The following is a 15,483-nucleotide window of genomic DNA, read 5'->3' as shown; positions in this document are numbered from 1 at the left end:
TTTGACTAACAAGTATTTATGAGCGGTCGGGACGTCGGACGATTAGTCCGTAATAAAGGACGAGTGCCAAACAATCAAGCGTCATGATAATCAGCCCCATCGGAACGGCCGATTGCTCCCCCATGATGCCGACGAGTGGTGACACGAGCGAACCGACGAGCATCGGGAGTAAACCAAGAAGTGCCGAGGCACTTCCAGCCGTTGCTCCGTAGTTTTGCATCGCTAAGGTAAAACCGAGCGTTGAGATCAAACCAACGCTTGAGACGACGAAGAAAAGTGGAATCATGACGAAAATCAATTGGTCCGTTAACGTTAAAGCGAGGAACAAAAAGATACTTGCACTCGCAACAACCGTCAAGCTGATTCGCATCAGACGTTCTGAATCAACTCGACCAGCAAGACGTCCAGCGATTTGAGCCGCTAAAATGATTCCGATTCCGTTTAAGCCGAACAAAAAACTGAACTGTTGCGGCGAAGCGCCATAAATATTTTGTAAGACGAACGGTGAACCGGAGATGTAGGCAAACATCGCGCCCATGACGAATGCTTGCGCAAACGCATAGCCGATGAAGACACGGTCCGTCAACAAACGTCCGAATGTCTTCAACGTCGTCGTCAAATTCCCTTCAACGCGTCTTTCGAGTGGAAGTGTTTCCGGCAAACGCAGTGCAACAGCGAGCAACATCAACGTACTTAAAATCGCCAGCAAGTAAAAGACAAAATGCCAGTCACCGAACCGAAGCAACTGTCCCCCGATGACGGGTGCTAGAATCGGTGCCGTTCCGTTGACGAGGGACAAGGCAGCAAAGAACCGCGTTAATTCCGGTCCTTCGAATAGATCACGAACGATTGCCCGGGAAATGACAATTCCTGACGCTCCGGCTGCCCCTTGGATGAAGCGCAGCGCAATCAACACTTCAATCGTTGGTGCCATCGCACACGCAAGAGAAGCGAGCAGATACGCAAGTAAAGCAATCATTAACGGACGCTTACGTCCACGAACATCACTGAGCGGACCAACGATCAATTGTCCGAGCGCCATTCCGAGCATACAAGCCGTCAAACTCAATTGGATCAGTGACGCACTCGCATCAAACGAGCGTGACATATCCGGAAAAGCAGGTAGATACATGTCGATCGAGAGCGGTCCGAGTGCAGCGAGTGAACCGAGGATCAAGATCAACGTCAAGCGGCCTGGTGTCATCGTCGTCTTTGTCATGACGTCACGTAATCCAAATCATGCAAGACATAAGCGAGGAAAAAGACGACCGATGGATTTTCATATGTCATCTGTACCTTTTTAAGTTGGGCCCGATAACCGGTCTCATACTCGACACCATTTAACTTTCGTTCCATGTTCATTTTGATCAACGCATCGAGTTTATCGATCACATCGACCATTTGCCCTTCGTACGTCTCGTCTTTTGCTTCAACGACGAACCGACGGAACGGTGCTCGGATGTCTTCTGGTAAATTGTTGATCAACGTCTCTCCTTCTGCCCGTTCATAAGCTTCGAAGGCTGCTGCCGTGACCGGCGTCGCATGTTTGACAGGTCCAAGAACATCTCCTGTCGTTCCTTCAACGAGATCATGGCACAAGAGACGGGAGACGACTTCTTCAATGTCGATCGTGACGCCGTATTTTTCTGATTCAATCAATCCATTGAAGATACCAAGCGAAGCTGCACGAAACGCATGTGTCGCGTCGTTATCATCAATCGTATTAAAACGTCCTTTCCAGCGCCGAATCGTATCCATCATCAAGACGTTTTCGATAAAATGAGACATCTCGTCCTCTTCCATGACCGACTGTGTCAAGCGACGGATTGAAGCGAGTGGGTGTCGTTCCAGAACAGCCTGTAATTCCGCTGCTTTTTGTTCGAAAAAGACGGACTCTGTCATCCGTGCTTCCCGGCGTGCATATAACATCGCATCAAACGTATCGATGGCTTCAACGATTCGTCCTTCCGGTGAATCATCCTCTGCATGAACAAGATACGTCGTAAAGGCTGGTTGAAGCGACTTCGAGAGTAAGGCGACGAGCTGTTCACTCGCCTGTTGTTCCATTGCCTGAATGTGTGCATGTAACGTCGGCTCTTTTTTCGTCCGGTGTTTGATTGGTCCGGTGATGACCTCGTTCATGTCATGGAATAGGGCTTTTCCGAGCAATGTCAGGCGGTCGACTGGTGTTTGTCCGTCTGCTTCTTCTAAATAGCTTGCCATCAAACTGAATAAGGCAACACGAAAGCTATGACTGGCTGCGTTATCCGGAAAACGTGGTGCATATTCATCCCACCGTGGAACGTTTTGCATCCGCGTCAGCATCCGAATGAAATTACCGTTTTGCATAAAATCTCTCCTAACGAAAGACGGACAGAGAGTACCCTGCCCGCCATTGTATTATTTTGCTGATTTGGTTGAACTACTTCCGCTACGGAACCAACCAATGATTAAAATCAGGGCAAGTACGACCCAGAAGATCGTTTGCCATAGTGTACTCTCTGGAAACTCATGCGGCAAGACGTCGATTGACGGATGCGCAAGTGTCATGACGACGAGTTTTACGCCAACCCAAGCGACAAGCCAAAACGCTGCTTCTTCGATACCTGGTCGCTTTTGGAGCAAGACAACGAACCAACTCGCAAAGTAACGCATAATGACGAGACCAATGATCCCACTGAAGAAGACGACCCAGAATTGACCTGTATTCAGACCACCAATCGTTCCTCCGATCATCGGCAGTGTCGTTGCCATGGCGACAGCGGCAAGTGTCGAGTCGACAGCGAACGCTAAATCAGAGAATTCGACTTTAACAACCGTCCACCAAAAATTCGGTGAGGCTTTTTGTGAAGCAATCGAGTCCGGTACTTGGTGTTTATTCGATCGTGCCTCAACGATTCCTTTAAACGCCACGTAAAAGAGGTATATCGCTCCGAGTGCCTGAAGCTCCCAAATCGTCGCTAGGTACGAGGCAAAGAAGATTGCGACGAAACGTAAGACGAGTGCCCCGACGAGACCATAGAAAAGTGCTTTTTTGCGCTGATCGTCTGGTAACGGTCGGACTAGGACAGCCATGACCATCGCATTGTCGGCAGATAATAACCCTTGCAAAATAATCAGTACGAGCCCGACGGTCGCATACTGTGTAATTAATCCAATATCCATACTAACGAATCCCCTTTTTTGTTCAGTCTATTCATTATATGCCGGTCGATCGGAAAGAAAAAGATGAAAGCTCGACTGAAGTACTTAACCTTGTGTTTTATTCCCATTGTTTAAGAAAACCTAACACCAAAAAACGACCCGTCATCGACGGATCGTTCCACTTCTTATAAGTTTTGATCAACTTTCTTTTCCGCATCTGGATTTGCTTTCGTTTTTGGTGAAGAGAACCAACCCCAAAGGGCAAGACCGACCATGACCGTCCAGAAGAATGCCTGCCACGGTGTACTGTGAGCAAATCCTTCCGGAAGTTTTAAGGCTTCGAAGACTGTTCCTTCGATTGATGCATGGTATTTCGGATGTTCGAGCGCAAGAACAGCTAGCTTCACACCGACCCAGGCAACGATTGCAAAGGCTGCTGTTTCAAGACCTGGACGTTCTGCAAGTAATTTCACGAAGACACGGGCCGCGAAACGCATGAGAACGACACCCATTAAACCACCCGTTAAGATGACGATGAAGTGACCGGTGTTCAAACCACCGATTTCGCCCGATCCCCAGTTCGGAAGTGCGACTGCTAAAGCAACTGCAGCAAGAATCGAATCGACAGCAAATGCTAAGTCAGCGAATTCAATCTTCGCGACTGTCCGCCAGAATTCACCTTTAGAAACTGGCTCTTCCGACTTCGGCTCTGCATCGAGTTCATTTTCGGCGCCATGATTCTCACCAAGTTTCCTTGCCTTAGCGGTCTTATAAATATGCCGTAATCCCATGATGAGCAAGTACGCTGCTCCAAGTGCTTGGATTTGCCAAATATCGACGAGGAATGAAATCGCGAACAGTGCCGCGAACCGTAAAACGAATGCTCCAGCTAATCCATAAAAAAGTGCTTTCTTTTGTTGTTCTCCTGGTAAGTGCTTAACCATGACCGCGAGTACGAGTGCATTATCTGCCGAAAGTAATCCTTCAAGCGCGATCAAGACGAGTACGACCCAAGCATATTGAAGTAATAACTGCCAATCCATCTCTGTCATCCCTTTCTCTGACTATCTGTAAAATCAAAAATACATTGTATGACTATGACAAAAACAATAATTACACGTTCACCTGAACATATACTATAGGATAATATACCCGATTGCAAGCATGTTATTCCTCCGGCTATGGAATGTGTCGATTTTAAGTCGTGCGAGTTTCGTTTATCGAACGTTCGTGATAAAATTCAAGACAACACTTCTAGTAATGAAACGATGAAACACATTTGCGGAATCATCAGACTTGCTCGTCTCTAGCATTCCTGTCATGTTATTACTATTGAAACACTACAAAAGGACAAAGGGGCCCATAAATATGTCTACCTACCCGATTACGTTACCAACGAAAGAAGAGCGACATAAGCTGTTCGGTTCGGTACCACCAATCAAAGGAACAAAACCGACTGAAAAAGATAAAATGGTCGACTTGCAAAATACACCGAAGAACTTCCTGTTCGCACTTGACGCTGTTGGAATCTCAAACGTTAAACATCCTGTCGTCATCCAAGACGGGGACAAAACACAAGCGACAGTCGCAACGTTCGAGTTGTCGACGTCACTCGTACAAGACCGTAAAGGGATCAACATGAGTCGCTTAACGGAACAACTTGATCAATATCACAACGAAGGTTGGACAGTCACGAATGAATCACTTATTCAATTCGCGCGTGATTTAGCGGACCGTATGGAACAAACAGAAGGTCAATTGACGATCCGTTACCCATGGTTCTTTACACGTAAAGCACCTGCAACGGGACTTAGTGGGTTGATGAATGCCGAAGTATGGCAAACGGTCAGCGTCAACACGGAAACGAATGAAGCGACATTATCTGTCGGCTTGACGATCAACGTCACGACACTTTGCCCATGTTCGAAAGAAATCAGCGAGTACAGTGCCCACAACCAACGTGGCTACGTCACGATGGAAGCTTCGTTACGTGATGAAGCAGAAGACTTTGACTGGAAACAATCATTGCTTGATGCGGCTGAATCAAATGCTTCTGCCCCACTTCACCCGGTACTCAAACGTCCGGATGAAAAACGCGTGACAGAGATGGCATACGAAAATCCACGTTTCGTAGAAGACATGGTGCGCTTGATTGCTGCTGACCTATACGAAATGGATCCAATTGCTTCGTTCTACGTCGAATGTCGCAACGAAGAAACGATTCACCAACATGATGCAATCGCACGCATCACGTTCGATAAAGACGCACAATAAGCAAGCTCGCCGTACTTCCTCTCCACTAGAGGGAGTACGGCTTTTTTGTTTATCGGCATTGCCCTTCGTTTTGCGAGCGTTTACACTTAACTCGAATGGAGGAATACATATGTTGGAACTGATTCCTTTTTTACTCGAGCGACTTGGTATCATGATCATCTTAGCGTTCATCCTCGCCCAGTGGGGACCAACGCGACGCTTGTTGCGTCAACCGGAAGCAGGTTGGCAATTCCGTGTCCTCGTCCTGTTTTTTGCGACGTATGGGATCTTAAGTAACTATACAGGGGTCAAAGTCGACTTAGCAGAATTCTTGCCCCATGCTTGGCTCGAAGAGGTCGACGGAACCTCGGCAATCGCGAATACACGAACGATGATCGTCGTCATCAGTGGATTGCTCGCTGGTCCGCTTGGTGGATTGATGACTGGACTGATCGTCGGGGTTCACCGGTATTCCCTCGGCGGATTCACAGCGTTCGCTTGCGCGCTTTCGACTGTCATCGCCGGTGGTGTCAGTGGATTACTTCGCCCTTACTGGCGTGACCGACTCGGCAGCCAAGCCTTGTTACCTGTTTGTCTGACCGCTTTTTTGATGCTATTTGAAATGTCATTGATTTTACTGTTTTCTCGTCCCTTTGATGCGGCTGTCGAACTCGTCCAGTTCATCTTCTTGCCGATGACACTCATTAACGTCCTTGGCGTCTGGTTATTTTTATCAATCATCCGCCTTGCTGCGCGAGAAGAAGAAACCGTCCGTGCACGAGAAGCAGAACGGTCGTTGCATATCGCCGATTTGACGCTTCCGCACCTGACGCGTGGTCTACATATCCATACGGCAGAAGCTGTCGCGGAAATTCTGTTGCAGCAAACACGAGCCGAAGCCGTCTCTTTGACGGATCAATCCGTTATCCTTGCTCACCTTGGCATCGGAAGTGATCACCATCAAGCAGGTAGTCACTGGACGACAAAACCAACCGAACATGTCTTACAGGATGGACAAGTTCGTCTTGTGACGGAACGACTCGATATCGGCTGTCCCGTAACGGATTGCCCACTTCAAGCGGGCATCATCGCTCCGCTCATCGTCGGGGAAACGACGATCGGGACGTTAAAAGTCTACTATCCCCACGCCGAATTGCTCGACGCCGTGGAAGTCGAACTCATTGAAGGATTAGCAAAACTGTTTTCTACACAACTGGCACTCGGGAACGCACAGCGCCAAGCTGATTTACTGAAGGATGCCGAGATCCGGGCACTCGAAGCACAAATTCATCCACACTTCCTGTTCAATGCCATCAATACGATTTATGCACTGTGCCGAACGGATGTCGAACAGGCACGGACATTGTTGCTCGAATTATCAACGTTTTTCCGTAGTAACCTCCAAGGAGCACGCTCGACGAAAATTCCGCTCCAAAAGGAACTCGAGCATATCGAAGCGTATACATCCCTTGAAGCTGCTCGTTTTCCAAATCGACCGTTCCTCGATATCGATTTAGCGGAAGAGACGACGTCTTTACTCGTTCCACCGTTTATCTTACAACCGTTGATCGAGAATGCGTTCCTTCATGCTTTTTTAAATGAGCAGACGGGATATGTCGGGGTGACGGCATGGTGTGAGGCAGATCAACTTTACCTCGAAGTCGTCGATAACGGACGCGGGATTGAAGCCTCTCGCCTTGCTCGTCTCGGTCGAGAAGTCGTTCCATCTTCTGGTACCGGTACCGCGTTATTCAATACGGCAGAACGGATTCGAAGCCTGTACGGTGAAAAAGGACAGTTTACGATCACGAGTGACGGTCAAAACGGAACGACGATTACAATTCGCCTTCCCATTGAAGTCAGAAAGGAGAACCAGCATGCGCACCTTGTTGATTGAAGATGAACCGCTCGCACGTGACGAGCTCCGTTATCACGTGACCGCAGCCGGTCTTGAAGTCGTCGGAGAAACCGGTAGTGTCGAAGAAGCGGAACGACTCGTCCGCTCCCTTCAACCCGACTTAGTCTTTCTTGATATCGAGCTGACGGACGGAAGCGGTCTTGAAGTCGCCAAACGATTGAAGTCGATGCCACGTCCTCCGGCTCTTTTGTTTGTAACGGCATATGATGCTCATGCACTTGAAGCCTTTGAACTCAATGCCTATGACTACATCTTGAAACCGTATGATCCGGCACGGATCGTGCGCGCCATCGAAAAAGTCGCACGACCGCTTCCGAAAAAAGCACCTCGACTTGAACGTTTAGCTGTCGAAACGGGAGATCGACTCAAACTCTTATCTCCGCAAGATATTGATTACATCGTCGCTGAAAACGGGAAAACGAAAATCGTAACGGAACATGAAGCGTATCCTTCAAACGAGACCTTACTCGAACTTGAACGAAAGCTTCAAGATCATCGGTTTTTACGGGTTCATCGCTCGTATCTCGTGAACTTATCAGCGATTGACGCGATTGAACCTTGGTTTAACGGGGCTTACAACTTAAAGATTCACCAAATCGATGTGCCGGTCAGTCGGACGTATGTCAAACTATTGAAAGAAGCGCTCGGTATTTGAGTGCTTCTTTTTTGTGATTCAAGGTCCTTTTTCAACCTTTCGTCGTACAAAATCGACAACTCATCTAAAAATTAAAGAAAGCGCTTCCACAACTTGTATACTAAATCCATCATAGTTCATTCAAGAGGAGGAATTTTAGATGAGCGCTACTCCCATCGTCATTGCTGTCATCTGTATCTTATTAATCGCGTATCGTCTCTACGGTACATTCATGGCTGCGAAAGTCTTAAAAATCAAAGATGATCGCGAAACGCCTGCTCATAAACTAGCGGACGGAAAAGATTACGTTCCAACGAACAAATGGGTCTCATTCGGACACCATTTTGCGGCAATCGCTGCTGCTGGTCCACTCGTCGGACCTGTCCTTGCTGCTCAGTTCGGCTACCTACCCGGCTTACTGTGGCTCTTGATCGGTGCCGTCATCGGGGGAGCGGTCCATGATATGGTCGTCCTGTTTGCCTCGATGCGTCAAGATGGTCAATCGTTGTCCGAAGTCGCTAAAAAAGAATTAGGTCCCGTCGCTGGTTTTTGTGCCGGTCTTGCGATGCTCTTCATCATCACGATTACGATGGCGGGACTATCGATGGTCGTCCTGCACGCACTTGAACATAATCCATGGGGCACATTCGCTGTCTTCTCGACGATTCCGATCGCGATGCTCGTTGGGATTTACTTACGTAAAGGTGGTAACCTAGCCCTTGCTTCAACAGTCGGTTTTCTACTCATCTTAGCTGCGATTGGTTTTGGTCCTCAGTTGACGGAAACATTCATCGGTGACTGGTTCGACCTGTCCTCTCGTCAGCTCGCAATCGCTCTACCGATTTATGCATTCTTCGCTGCGGCACTGCCTGTATGGCTCTTGCTCGCACCACGCGACTATCTATCAAGTTTCATGAAGATCGGTGTTTTCCTTGCCTTAATCGTTGGTGTCTTCATCATCAACCCGGACATTCGATTCCCAGCATTCACGAAGTTCGTTGATGGCGGTGGTCCAATCATCGCTGGTCCAGTCTGGCCATTCATCTCGATCACGATTGCCTGTGGTGCAATCTCTGGTTTCCACGCTTTCGTTGGTTCTGGTACGACACCGAAGATGATCAATCGGTGGAGTGACATCAAACCGGTTGCTTTTGGTGCCATGCTTGTTGAATGTCTTGTTGCCGTCATGGCATTGATTGCTGCGACATCTCTTGAAGTCGGTGATTACTTTGCCATCAACTCAACACCAGAAGTATTCGCAACTCTAGGTATGAGCACGGTCTACTTGGATGATTTATCTCGTGAAATCGGACTCGACCTTGCAGGTCGAACGGGTGGTGCCGTTTCACTCGCCGTCGGTATGACGTTCATCTTCCGCGCCATCCCATGGTTCAAAGAGATTGCCGGTTTCTTCTTCCAATTCGTCATTCTGTTCGAAGCGGTCTTCATTTTAACTGCAATCGACGCAGGAACACGTGTCGCCCGTTACTTGATTCAAGATTTCTTCGGTGAATTCTATAAACCACTCAAACGCGTCGACTGGATTCCAGGTGCAATCTTTGCTTCAGCACTCGGTACGTTCTTCTGGGGCTATCTCCTGTTCTCAGGTGACATCGGTTCGATTTGGGCATTATTCGGGGTATCAAATCAGCTGATGGCTTCAATCGGCTTGATCATCGGAACGACGATCATCTTGAAAATCGCCGATAAAAAAGTCTATGCCCTGACGACGTTCATCCCGCTCGTCTACCTCCTGATCACAGTAACATTTGCTGATATCTGGATGGTCGCAAACGTTTATGCAAATCCAGATTCTCCAGGATTTAGCGTCTTGAATACCGTCTTATCCGTAACGATGGGACTGCTCGCGATCGTCATTACGATCTCAGCCGTCAAGAAATGGATTGAACTATTGAACTCACCACGTTGGGAAAATCAAAAACGTTCTGCGTAAGCGGATTAGTTATATGATAAAAGGCAGTGGACGCATCCACTGCCTTTTTCGTATCTCATGCTTAGAACGGATTATAAAATCGATTGCCGTCATGGAAAGTGACGACAAACGAGAAAATTGTCAAAAGTACTACACAACTGATGGCGACATAATCGATGCGTGTCATCGTCTGTTGGTTGTACCACGTCCGCTTTCGTCCCGCACCAAATCCACGGAGATCCATCGCATTGCTGACGGTTTCAATTCGTTCGAGACTCGTAAACAGTAACGGGAGTAAAATCTGGATGCTATTACGCGCCCGTTGCCAAAGCGAACCATGCGAGACGGCAATTCCCCGCGCTTCCTGAGCGTTCGCAATCGTCCGAAAGTCCGCTTGTACGTCTGGAATGTAACGGAGCGCTAATGAGACAGCGAAGGCGATTTTATACGGTACACCAATCCGGTTCAACGAGGACGCGAATTCTGTCGGATGGGTCGTGACGAGAAACAACACAGCAATCGGAACGATCACACTGTATTTTAAGATGAGATTAAACAGATAAAACAATTGTTCTGATGTTATCGTAAAGCGACCAACGCCTTCAAATAAAACGTGACGCGAACCGTAGATTTCAACGCCCTGCTCTGGTTCGAATAGATAAACGGCGAGTGCATTAATCAGGACAAATATTGCTGTAAAGATCAAAACGAATCGGACTTCCCGAAACTGAATACGTGACAATCGGAATAACACGATGCTGACTAAACCAAGAACAAGTAAGACACGCGTATCATAGGTAAACATCGTTGCTGTCGTAAATAACAAGAATCCGATCAGTTTCGTCGTTCCCGTCAATCGATGAATCGGTGACGCTTTTTCAATATAGCCAAGCATTTCTACAGCCATTGTTCCCGCTCCTTTCGCTCCGCCGTAATCACGGACTCGACGAATCGTTCCGCATCGATGTCGAGATGTTTCGCTATCGTAAAGAGCGATGTTTGCTTTAAATGGGCATGATGCAGCAACTGTTCTTGATTTAGCAGTCCAAATGACGTTCCGGCGTAACGGATGCGTCCAGCTTGCACCAGGCAGACTTGATCGCTGTACTCTAAGACGAGATGCATATCATGCGTGATGATGAGTAACGTCATCCCCTCTTGTTTCAATCCTTCTAAAAAGCCCATCATATCCGAATAATGCCGGTAATCTTGACCAGCTGTCGGTTCATCGAGAATCAAGATATCCGGTCGTCGAACGAGAATCGAAGCAATCGTCACCCGTTTCTTCTGACCAAAACTTAGTGCTTGGATCGGCCAATTGCGAAACGGATATAATCCGCAGCGACGTAACGTCTGCTCGAGACGCTCGTTTTCTTCCGCTTCACTCAATCCGAGTGTCTGCATCCCGTAGCGAATTTCCTCCTGCACGAGGTGCTTCGAAATCATATGATTCGGATTTTGCAGGACGAATCCGATTGACCCTGCCCGCTCGGCGATCGGTTGGTGCGTAATGTCGGTCCCGTTAAGTAGGATTCGGCCACTCGTTGACCGTTGATAACCACTCAACACTTTCGCAAGCGTTGATTTCCCTGCACCATTCTGACCGACGATCGTTGTCAGTGTTCCTTTTTGAAAAGTCGCCGTCACATCTTCAAGCACTGGCGTTCCTTGATGATAATGAAACGCCAACTGCTCAAGTTCAAGCAATGAATCAGAGATTGCAGCCTCTTTTTGAGGAGCTTCTTCTAAACGTTCTAACACGTCTTTCTGGTTGAACTGCTCTAAAAAAGGATCGATGCGGCTCGGCTGATCCACAGACTCCACGGTCATGCCAGCCCAGCGTGCGGCACTGACATAGAGGGGTTCACGCAATATTGCTTGTTGCAGTTTTCCGTTACTTAAGATGACGTCAGGATGATGATCGGCGATAATTTCTCCGTCGACCATGACGATGATGCGATCAAATGGAATGACCAGTACATCCTCGATTCGGTGTTCAACGACGATCAGTGTTCGGTTCGTATCGCGTTGCAGTCGATCCATTAACATCATCGCTTCTTGACCCGCTACCGGATCGAGATTTGCGAGTGGTTCATCAAACAATAAGATATCCGCATCTTCGACGAGAACTCCAGCCAATGCCGCCCGTTGTCGCTGACCTCCTGATAAATCATTTAATCGCGCTTGCAAAAGCGTCTCGACGTCCGTCATTCGTGCGACGCGTTCGACGATCTCGTGCATTTCCGGTCGCCCTGTCTGTTTGTTCTCGAGCGCAAAGGCAATGTCTTCGCCAACCGATAAACCAACGAACTGCGCATCTGGATCCTGTAACACCGTGCCAATATGCAGCGAACGATCAAATAACGATAACGTCCGGGCATCCTGCCCTTTGATCAGAACCTGTCCTTTCCACGTTCCCGGGTACGAGAATGGAATTAACCCATTGATGCACTGAGCAAGCGTACTTTTTCCTGAACCCGAAGGTCCAACAATTAAGATGCGTTCGCCTGCTTGAATCGTTAACTGAATCTGCCGGAGTGTCGGTTCCGACTGACTCCGATATGTAAATGAAAAATCCTGAAATTCAATCACGTTTGTCATGTCTTTCTCCCCCCAAGCTAAATGAGCTATGTCCCTGCCGTTTCTTCGCACAGGATCATAGCTCATTCGGTCAAACTTCGCGTTTCAAGCTGCCTGCTTTACTTCTTGTTTTGGCATACGTGACGAGTAATAACGTTCCGATGACACCGACTGTCAAGATGTTTGATGTCGCAGCGACCGCACCTTGAACGAAGACTTTATTCGCCGGCTCCGTGTAAATTAAAATATCGAGTACAGGTGCGATGATGATCCAACCAATCGCTTGCACGATGGCTTGTGTGGCGTTGAATAAAACGATTTTACGAGTCGTCAATCCGCCTTCTTCTAAACGAATTCGGTTAGCAATCAATCCGATACCAAACCCGACGAACCCGGAGACGATGACCCAACTCCACCACGGGGAACCGTATAAAATCGCATCTTTTAAGCCATGACCGATCAGACCGATCAAGCCGGCTGTAACCGGTCCGAACAAGACCGCCATGAATGCGAGAAATGCATAGGCTGTCTCGATTGACGTGTTCGGTACGCCTGTCGGAATCGCAGCGAATCGACTTAAAATGATGAATACAGCTGCTCCGATCCCAGTTGCGACGATTTGTTTTGTCGTAAATCCTTTCATGTTCGATCTCCTCCTTTAATGTGTTGTACGCTAACACTCCAATCATTTCCGATTCCAACTTCAAATGCATGTGCAAACGAACCTTGATTCAAGGCAAGAGCAATCTGATCCAGCGAATTGATGTAGACGACTCCTGAACCGACCGGCACATCGGCGAACGAATGACCGAAGAGCAGTGTTTGTTCGTAGACGATCCGGTCTCGGTACGAAACCCTTACCTTGACGTGGTTGCCGATATCAAGACCCACCTGGCGGACGAGCGTGACCGGGATGTTCGTCCAGACGTTTCCGAAGCGAACATCGAGAATCTCGACGATACCGGTAACACCGTTGTCCGACGATGAAGCAAATGTCCGGTCGAGTAAGACGAGTTCTTCAGTAGGTAAAAGCGGTCCCACCTCTTCGAACGTGATGACGTGACTCGATAATCGCGCACCCGTGAAGGCAAAGATATCTCGTCCGTGAAACGTATACGATTCACCCATCCGAGGCAGACGATGCCGTCGATCATCGAGTTGTCTCACTTCCGCAATGTATCCGGCTTGCCAAAGATGCGTCAACGTCCCATTATCCGGTGTAATGATGTATTGATTGGTCCGTGTTCGCGCGACGACACTCTTTCGCCTCGACCCGACACCCGGATCGACGACAGAAACGAACACCGTTTGCTCCGTCCAGTACGGCACCGTCTGTAGTAACCGATAGGACGCTTCCCAAATGTGGAATGGCGGAATGTCATGCGTTAAATCAAAAATCCGAATCTCCGGATTGATGCTATGGGCCACCCCATACATCGCACTGACCGCCCCGTCACTCACACCAAAGTCTGATTGCAATACCAATGCTTCTGTCATCTCGTCATCCTCCTCCTGCGGGAACGTCTCCTCAAAAATAGACACCACGCCCTTATTTCTCAGGACGTGATGNNCCTAATTGCTCAGGACGTGATGTCTGATCACGTGGTACCACCTTCGTTCATGACTCAACTCACGCTCAGCCACCTCTAGGAGTACGAGACTCCATGGAATGCTAACGGTATCCTTCCTACCGGTCGGTTCTACTGATGAACACGGTTCACGTTCTTCCGACTGCTCCGGGACCATCTTCAAGTATCGAAATCGTCTCATTTCCAGCAACAGAGACTCTCTATCGATTTCCAATCACTTTACTCTTCCCATCTACACATGCAGATTCAGTTGTCTGAAAATTTAAATTAATAGTACAACCGTTTTATTCCTGGCGCAAGGTTTTTTACTCAGAAATCTTTAAATTCGTCGTCCGGATCGTTCCCCATGGTGACACATCCGCTCGGACTTCCAGTGCTTTTGCTTTTTCGTATTGTTTTCCGCTTCCCTGTTCGACATAATACTGCGTCAACTGCGGAATCGATACATATTGCTCGTAATAATCGCCGGCGACACTTCCGAAGAATCGTTCATTCGAAATCCGATCGATTTGAGCATAACCGGAAGCATCTGTCTTGAAGCTGACATAGACACGTCCGTTTTGAATCCTCGGACCAGGTTTTAAATCTGGGTACTGAAGCATCACGTATTCGCCGTAAACGGGATCAAACGGATCAAACGGTTCTGCCCGAAAACGGTACGATGTCCCGAACCAGGAGGTCGCAAAAAAGCTGACGATCAACAGACCGACGGCGCATGTCTGCAATACTGGTAGCAGATAACGCTTCATGACGCCACACCTCCTTTACGGCGTAACCACCATAAGACACCGGACAATAAAAAGATGAGTAGCGCACCAATGAGGAAAAATAAGGACATGTTTAAACGATCCCATGCATATATGACATATATCGCAATTTGAACGAGAATGAAATAGAGAAAGGCTGGCCAGACGACTGCATGACGGCGTTCTTGATATAACAGATACAGTAGCGCGGATAATTCAAAGAGAGTGGCAAGTAGAATTGCCTGTTCATCAATCCAGAGTACTCCGACGAATCCAAGCGGTACGATGAACAACAATCCACGACGTTTTTGATAGAGAAAGATTCCTAGACCGGTGGAGACGATAGCTAACAGTACCGCTTCTGTCACGGAGGGTAATACGACGTTTGATTCCGCACGAACGGATAAATAGATGATCGAACTGATAGCAGCGACGACCAGATAGACCATCTCGACGATACGGCGATTGGATTCCTCACGAACAAGCCAGATCACCGGAACGAGCAAAAACAGCGTCCAGACTGGCCACAGGAATCCGTTATACGACACAAGTAGAAATAAGGATAGACCACTAAAGAAAAGGAACAACCAACTAAACAGAAGTGACGGAAGACGTTGGCTGAAGTAAAACCAGCCGAACGATAACAAGACCATTAGATCGAATGACGTCCAGTCAAGATAACTCGC

General features: G+C 48.1%; 13 protein-coding genes and 1 pseudogene. 4 read left to right on the top strand and 10 right to left on the bottom strand.

Features of this window, described 5'->3' with window-relative positions; genetic code table 11:
- Positions 1 to 16: 16 nt before the first annotated feature.
- The 4 genes from B2751_RS06810 to B2751_RS06795 all read right to left on the bottom strand — a co-directional run bounded on the left by B2751_RS06810 (position 17) and on the right by B2751_RS06795 (position 4,187).
- Entirely contained in the window at positions 17 to 1,219 is a 1,203-nt protein-coding gene (locus tag B2751_RS06810; RefSeq protein ID WP_035411382.1) for a multidrug effflux MFS transporter, read from the bottom strand.
- Positions 1,216 to 2,349 (bottom strand): YfbR-like 5'-deoxynucleotidase, encoded by a 1,134-nt coding sequence (locus B2751_RS06805; protein ID WP_290748306.1) that lies wholly within the window; start codon positions 2,347 to 2,349, stop codon positions 1,216 to 1,218. Before B2751_RS06805 ends, B2751_RS06810 begins: the two co-directional genes overlap by 4 nt.
- Before the next feature lie 51 nt (positions 2,350 to 2,400).
- Positions 2,401 to 3,165 carry a TerC family protein gene (locus B2751_RS06800; RefSeq protein ID WP_035411388.1) on the bottom strand — a complete coding sequence of 255 codons (765 nt, stop codon included), beginning with the start codon at positions 3,163 to 3,165 and terminating at the stop codon, positions 2,401 to 2,403.
- Positions 3,166 to 3,329: 164 nt separating this feature from the next.
- Positions 3,330 to 4,187 carry a TerC family protein gene (locus B2751_RS06795; protein ID WP_035411391.1) on the bottom strand — a complete coding sequence of 286 codons (858 nt, stop codon included), beginning with the start codon at positions 4,185 to 4,187 and terminating at the stop codon, positions 3,330 to 3,332.
- Between the two features lie 325 nt (positions 4,188 to 4,512).
- Between B2751_RS06795 and folE2 the strand changes: the two genes are divergently transcribed.
- The 4 genes from folE2 to B2751_RS06775 all read left to right on the top strand — a co-directional run bounded on the left by folE2 (position 4,513) and on the right by B2751_RS06775 (position 9,903).
- The gene (folE2, locus tag B2751_RS06790; protein ID WP_035411393.1) at positions 4,513 to 5,418 is read left to right on the top strand and encodes a GTP cyclohydrolase FolE2; all 906 of its coding nucleotides are present in this window, start codon (positions 4,513 to 4,515) and stop codon (positions 5,416 to 5,418) included.
- A gap of 109 nt (positions 5,419 to 5,527) precedes the next feature.
- Positions 5,528 to 7,294 carry a LytS/YhcK type 5TM receptor domain-containing protein gene (locus B2751_RS06785; RefSeq protein ID WP_290773750.1) on the top strand — a complete coding sequence of 589 codons (1,767 nt, stop codon included), beginning with the start codon at positions 5,528 to 5,530 and terminating at the stop codon, positions 7,292 to 7,294.
- Positions 7,275 to 7,970, top strand: a complete 696-nt coding sequence (locus B2751_RS06780) for a LytR/AlgR family response regulator transcription factor (protein ID WP_035411399.1) — start codon at positions 7,275 to 7,277, stop codon at positions 7,968 to 7,970. Before B2751_RS06785 ends, B2751_RS06780 begins: the two co-directional genes overlap by 20 nt.
- A gap of 139 nt (positions 7,971 to 8,109) precedes the next feature.
- Positions 8,110 to 9,903, top strand: a complete 1,794-nt coding sequence (locus B2751_RS06775) for a carbon starvation CstA family protein (protein ID WP_035411402.1) — start codon at positions 8,110 to 8,112, stop codon at positions 9,901 to 9,903.
- A 61-nt stretch (positions 9,904 to 9,964) separates the two neighbouring features.
- Here B2751_RS06775 and B2751_RS06770 read toward each other — a convergent pair whose 3' ends face one another.
- From B2751_RS06770 to B2751_RS06745, 6 genes and pseudogenes are all read right to left on the bottom strand, one after another.
- On the bottom strand, positions 9,965 to 10,789 hold the full coding sequence (locus B2751_RS06770) for an energy-coupling factor transporter transmembrane component T family protein (RefSeq protein WP_056064403.1): 825 nt from the start codon (positions 10,787 to 10,789) through the stop codon (positions 9,965 to 9,967).
- Complete coding sequence (locus B2751_RS06765) at positions 10,780 to 12,483, bottom strand: DUF3744 domain-containing protein (RefSeq protein WP_290773747.1); 1,704 nt, start codon at positions 12,481 to 12,483, stop codon at positions 10,780 to 10,782. Before B2751_RS06765 ends, B2751_RS06770 begins: the two co-directional genes overlap by 10 nt.
- A gap of 70 nt (positions 12,484 to 12,553) precedes the next feature.
- A complete protein-coding gene (locus B2751_RS06760) occupies positions 12,554 to 13,105 on the bottom strand; it encodes an ECF-type riboflavin transporter substrate-binding protein (protein ID WP_056064409.1) in 552 nt (183 codons plus the stop codon).
- On the bottom strand, positions 13,102 to 13,959 hold the full coding sequence (locus B2751_RS06755; RefSeq protein WP_035411414.1) for an SAM hydrolase/SAM-dependent halogenase family protein: 858 nt from the start codon (positions 13,957 to 13,959) through the stop codon (positions 13,102 to 13,104). Before B2751_RS06755 ends, B2751_RS06760 begins: the two co-directional genes overlap by 4 nt.
- A 397-nt stretch (positions 13,960 to 14,356) precedes the next feature.
- Positions 14,357 to 14,800, bottom strand: coding sequence for a GDYXXLXY domain-containing protein (locus B2751_RS06750; protein WP_290773746.1), 444 nt, complete (start codon positions 14,798 to 14,800; stop codon positions 14,357 to 14,359).
- A pseudogene (locus B2751_RS06745) lies at positions 14,797 to 15,483 on the bottom strand (DUF2157 domain-containing protein); the annotation flags it as partial. The pseudogene B2751_RS06745 and the gene B2751_RS06750, both read right to left, overlap by 4 nt.

This window comes from Exiguobacterium sp. UBA6282, from assembly GCF_002440475.1.
Lineage (GTDB): Bacteria > Bacillota > Bacilli > Exiguobacteriales > Exiguobacteriaceae > Exiguobacterium_A.
This window is presented reverse-complemented; position numbering and strand designations above follow the sequence as displayed.

What these genes read in the sequence shown, in the direction of transcription:
- B2751_RS06780 (WP_035411399.1), top strand. Translation starts at nt 7,275, where the DNA reads ATGCGCACCTTGTTGATTGAAGATGAACCGCTCGCACGTGACGAGCTC.
- B2751_RS06810 (WP_035411382.1), bottom strand. Translation starts at nt 1,219, where the DNA reads ATGACAAAGACGACGATGACACCAGGCCGCTTGACGTTGATCTTGATC.
- B2751_RS06755 (WP_035411414.1), bottom strand. Translation starts at nt 13,959, where the DNA reads ATGACAGAAGCATTGGTATTGCAATCAGACTTTGGTGTGAGTGACGGG.
- B2751_RS06805 (WP_290748306.1), bottom strand. Translation starts at nt 2,349, where the DNA reads ATGCAAAACGGTAATTTCATTCGGATGCTGACGCGGATGCAAAACGTT.
- B2751_RS06785 (WP_290773750.1), top strand. Translation starts at nt 5,528, where the DNA reads ATGTTGGAACTGATTCCTTTTTTACTCGAGCGACTTGGTATCATGATC.
- folE2 (WP_035411393.1), top strand. Translation starts at nt 4,513, where the DNA reads ATGTCTACCTACCCGATTACGTTACCAACGAAAGAAGAGCGACATAAG.
- B2751_RS06750 (WP_290773746.1), bottom strand. Translation starts at nt 14,800, where the DNA reads ATGAAGCGTTATCTGCTACCAGTATTGCAGACATGCGCCGTCGGTCTG.
- B2751_RS06770 (WP_056064403.1), bottom strand. Translation starts at nt 10,789, where the DNA reads ATGGCTGTAGAAATGCTTGGCTATATTGAAAAAGCGTCACCGATTCAT.
- B2751_RS06800 (WP_035411388.1), bottom strand. Translation starts at nt 3,165, where the DNA reads ATGGATATTGGATTAATTACACAGTATGCGACCGTCGGGCTCGTACTG.
- B2751_RS06795 (WP_035411391.1), bottom strand. Translation starts at nt 4,187, where the DNA reads ATGGATTGGCAGTTATTACTTCAATATGCTTGGGTCGTACTCGTCTTG.
- B2751_RS06765 (WP_290773747.1), bottom strand. Translation starts at nt 12,483, where the DNA reads ATGACAAACGTGATTGAATTTCAGGATTTTTCATTTACATATCGGAGT.
- B2751_RS06760 (WP_056064409.1), bottom strand. Translation starts at nt 13,105, where the DNA reads ATGAAAGGATTTACGACAAAACAAATCGTCGCAACTGGGATCGGAGCA.
- B2751_RS06775 (WP_035411402.1), top strand. Translation starts at nt 8,110, where the DNA reads ATGAGCGCTACTCCCATCGTCATTGCTGTCATCTGTATCTTATTAATC.